Annotated in this window: 4 protein-coding genes; all 4 read right to left on the minus strand. The window is 36.7% G+C overall.

What is annotated here, in order from left to right:
* A partial coding sequence (locus tag K6343_05140) for a copper amine oxidase N-terminal domain-containing protein (GenBank protein ID MEF3245346.1) occupies positions 1–232 on the minus strand: 232 nt, incomplete at its 3' end.
* A 16-nt stretch (positions 233–248) separates the two neighbouring features.
* Entirely contained in the window at positions 249–1,430 is a 1,182-nt protein-coding gene (locus K6343_05145; GenBank protein MEF3245347.1) for a 2-oxo acid dehydrogenase subunit E2, read from the minus strand.
* Positions 1,423–2,397: an alpha-ketoacid dehydrogenase subunit beta gene (locus K6343_05150; GenBank protein ID MEF3245348.1), complete on the minus strand. Its 975-nt coding sequence runs from the start codon at positions 2,395–2,397 to the stop codon at positions 1,423–1,425. Before K6343_05150 ends, K6343_05145 begins: the two co-directional genes overlap by 8 nt.
* Positions 2,398–2,408: 11 nt before the next feature.
* A complete protein-coding gene (locus K6343_05155; protein MEF3245349.1) occupies positions 2,409–3,389 on the minus strand; it encodes a thiamine pyrophosphate-dependent dehydrogenase E1 component subunit alpha in 981 nt (326 codons plus the stop codon).
* Positions 3,390–4,181 lie beyond the last annotated feature (792 nt).

Genomic DNA, 4,181 nt, shown 5'->3' on the forward strand with positions numbered 1-4,181 from the left:
CCCAACTTACATTTGCCCCCATAGATTCGCCAATAAACCTGAAAGGAACAAGAGTTCTACTATTCTCGATTATAGGTGGTTGGTCAAGTACAGTTTCCTTAGAATTTACATACGCTTTTGTGCTGCCGATGGTAATTTGGATAACTACTTTCTGCTCAGCTTTTGTGGGTGTAAAACCAAAAACGCTTGCAAACATTACAAATACTACCAACGAAATAACAAACTTCTTCATACTTTACCTCCTTCAATTAAAATTTTATTTCTAAAGTTTCTTTTAATAAACTTTTGTTTTCAATGACTTCCGCAAGATCTCCCAGGAATCTTGCTGCCATTGCTCCGTCAATAATCCTGTGATCGTACGAAAGACTAAAATAGGCCATTGTTCTTATTGTAGTAGTATTATCATCTTTTACAACAAGTTCTTTTGTACTTCTTCCAACTCCAAGTATACCAACCTCTTCACTATTAAGAACAGGTGTAAAAATATCTGTTCGCATCATACCAAGATTTGTAATGGTAAAGTGAGAACCTTCAACATCTTCAGTAGTTAGTTTGTTTGTTCTTGCTTTTTCTGTAAGGTTTTTTAAGTTATTGTTTAATTCTACCAAAGAGAGTTTATCTGCATTTTTTATAACTGGGACGATGAGACCTACTCCAGTGTCTACTGCAAAGCCAATATTAACTGTAGAAAACTTTTCCAAGTATGTGCCATCAAAATGTGCATTAAACTCAGGATATTTTAGGAGAACCTTTGCAAGGCATTTAATAAGAATCGCAGTAACAGAAACTTCAGGGACTGTATTAGCTTTTAATTCTAGAAGTTCTGTCATGTCAACCTTTGTTATGTTTGTTACAAGGACCGAAGAATGGTATGTTTTTGAAAGTTTCTCAGAAATTTCTTTTCTAAGTGGAGAAAGAGGTTCTTTTTTAACTTGCTGTTTTTGTTTTTCAACAAAGTCAAGCACATCCTTCTCTGTAATTCTACCGTTAGGACCTGTGCCTACTACTTCCGATATATCTATACCGTATTCTTTAGCGAGTGCTTTTGCTCGTGGAGAAGCACTAACAAAACCTTTTTGTCCTGACTGAAGTGTAGTTGCATCAGTGTGAGATGTTTTAGTTTCCTCCTCTTTTTGTGGAAGAGTGGTTTCTGTTTTTGTTTCTTGTTCCAATTCTTCTTTATCCAATTCTTCTTTAGTTTCTGCAATGTATCCTATTATTGCTCCGACTTCTTTTGATTCACCTTCTTGAACAAGTATTGCTTTAATAAAACCATCAATTGGAGACTCTATAACATTTGTAATCTTTTCAGATTCGATTTCAACTAACGCTTCTCCTTTTTGAATTTGGTCTCCTACATGTTTATACCATTTTATTACTGTTCCTGCTTCCATAGATAGCCCAAACTTGGGCATTCTAATTTCAAACATTGACTACCTTCCTTATTTCATTAATTACACTCTTGTAATCTGGCACCACAAAATCTTGTAATGGAGGGCTAAAAGGAATGTGGACATTTTTTGCACCAACTCTCATAATAGGAGCATCTAAGTATTCAAAGGCTTCTTCTTGGACTGTTGCTGCAATTTCTGCTCCCCACCCGCCTCTTCTCCAAGTCTCATGTGCAACTACAAGACGATGTGTTTTCTTAACTGATTCTATAATGGTTTCCTTATCCCATGGCACTAATGTTCTAAGATCAATTACTTCAACGTCAATTCCTTCTTTTGCAAGCTCTTCTGAAGCTTTTAAGGATTCATGCACCATTCTGGATGTAGCAACTACTGTAACGTCTTTTCCTGCTCTTTTAATATCTGCTTTTCCAAAAGGAATGTAATACTCTTCTTCTGGAACAGGTCCTTTTTTTGCGTAAAGCATTTTGTGTTCAAAACAGATTACAGGATCATCAGCTTTTAGCGCTGTTTTAAAAAGGCCTTTCATATCGTATGGAGTTGATGGAACGATGATTTTAATTCCAGGAATATGCATAAAGAGAGTTTCAATAGATTCAGAATGTTGTGCAGCAGCTGATTTCGATATTCCGTCAGGACCTCTTAAGATAAGATGAATTTTACCTTGACCTCCAGTCATATACTTAAATTTCATTATTTGGTTTGCAACAGCCGTCATTCCTGTAAAAAGGAAGTCTGAAAAATGAAATTCTGCAACAGGTCTCATACCGGCAAGAGCAGCACCAAGAGCTGAGCCAAAAATAACCTCTTCAGAAATTGGAGTGTCAATTATTCGGTCTTTGTATTTTCCTAAAATTGGTTTATAAGCTCCAAATATACCACCTTGTTTTGCAATATCTTCTCCATATGTAAAAATTGTTGGATCTCTCTGCATTTCCTCAAGCATTGCTTCGCCTAAAGCTTCTGAAAAAGTAATTTCTCTCATTTTACCCTCCTTTAGTAGTCGTAGCCTTCATCAGATTCAAATAGATCTTGTAAAGCACTCTCAGGTGCTGGATAAGTACTTTCTTCAGCAAAGTTAACAGCGTCTTTAACTTCAACTTCGGCATCCTTCCAGATTGAATCTTTTTCAGAATCAGTCAGCATTCCCATTTTAAGAAGAGTTGATTCAAACCTTGAAATAGGTTCAAATTGCCACTTTTCATCAACTTCACTTCTTTCTCTATAGAGTTCTGGGTCTCCAACAAAGTGACCTTTAATTCTATAAGTTTTTGCTTCTATAAGTGTTGGTCCATCTCCGTTTCTTGCTCTTTCTACAGCTTCTTTAACAACCTCGTATACTGCAATTACATCGTTTCCATCAACTGTTGCACCTACAATATTGTAGCCTTTTGCTCTGTCTCCAATATTCTTAACAGAAGTTGTTTCTGTTACCCTCTCAGTTGACGCAAACTGGTTATTTTCATTCAAAAAGATTATAGGGAGTTTAAATACTGATGCCCAGTTTAAGGCTTCATGGAAAGCTCCTCTGTTTGAGGCGCCATCACCAAAAAAGGAAATAACAACAGAGTCCTTTTTCTGCATTTTAATTGCCATGCCTGCGCCTACAGCAATTGGAAGTCCACCTGCAACTTCACCGTTTGCACCAAGCACTCCTATTGAAACATCTGCAATGTGCATAGAACCACCTTTACCTTTACAGTAACCTGTTTCTTTACCGTAAAGTTCTGCCATCATTTTTTTAACATCTGCTCCTTTTGCAATCATGTGTCCATGTCCTCTGTGTGTAGAAGTGATATAATCATCTTTTCTTAAGTTTGCCATGGCACCTGTTGCAATTGCTTCTTCACCAATGTAAAGGTGGATAAAGCCTGGAAGTTTTCCTTGTAAGAATAGTTCTTCAGCCTTAAGTTCAAAATTTCTGATTCGAACCATCGTCCTGTACAACCCAATTAAAAACTCTTTTTCGTACTGCATTTTTACCCCCTTTCTTGTTAATATAGATAATTTCAGCAAAATTTACTTTCATTTCTATATACGCAAAAATCGTGCCAAAGTTAAAAAGTGGTCTTATAGGAAGTTCTTCTTAAAAGGTAAAATAAAATTGATTAAAGAAATGTTAAAAAAATTTACAGTTTTATTAAAAAGTGTAAATAAATCTTACAAGGTCTCTTTAAAAAAACCATATTCTGGAATAAGTGCTTGCTTACGCAAAGTGGATTGCAGGACAAGCTTTTGTTACCTTGGATTATGTCATCCTAAATCGTGTCATACTAAGCCATTTTTTCCTTTTCAACCTAAAGATTTCTTTTCTTTATCATACTACACTCTTTTCCTTGACGAAGTCAAGTGGAGCGGTAGCAACAAAGGATCTCATGTTTGAAGGGTAAAAGGCACCCCCTCAAGACTCCCACGAAAAATGCAAAAGCATAAACGGATGAGGTTTTTCGGGCATACGCCCTCAGAATGACAACATAGGATGAATGGAGAGATTCTTCCACGGCAAGAGGACGCCTCGTCAGAATGACACCGAAGGGATACCCCCTCAAGATTCCCCCCGAATACTAAAAAACATAAACGGATGAGATTCTTCCTTAAGTTGAGGGTGATAGCCCCTCGAATATAAAACGACGAGATTCTTTACGGAGTTTACACTGAGCAAAGCGAACGTGTTCAGAATGACACTTTGCAGTCATACTGTTTTCCTTTTCTTTGTTATACTAAGCGATAGCGAAGGATCTTGCCTTCCAAAGGAAAAGATTTTTCTTC

It is taken from the genome of Caldisericaceae bacterium (genome assembly GCA_036574215.1).
Lineage (GTDB): Bacteria > Caldisericota > Caldisericia > Caldisericales > Caldisericaceae > Caldisericum.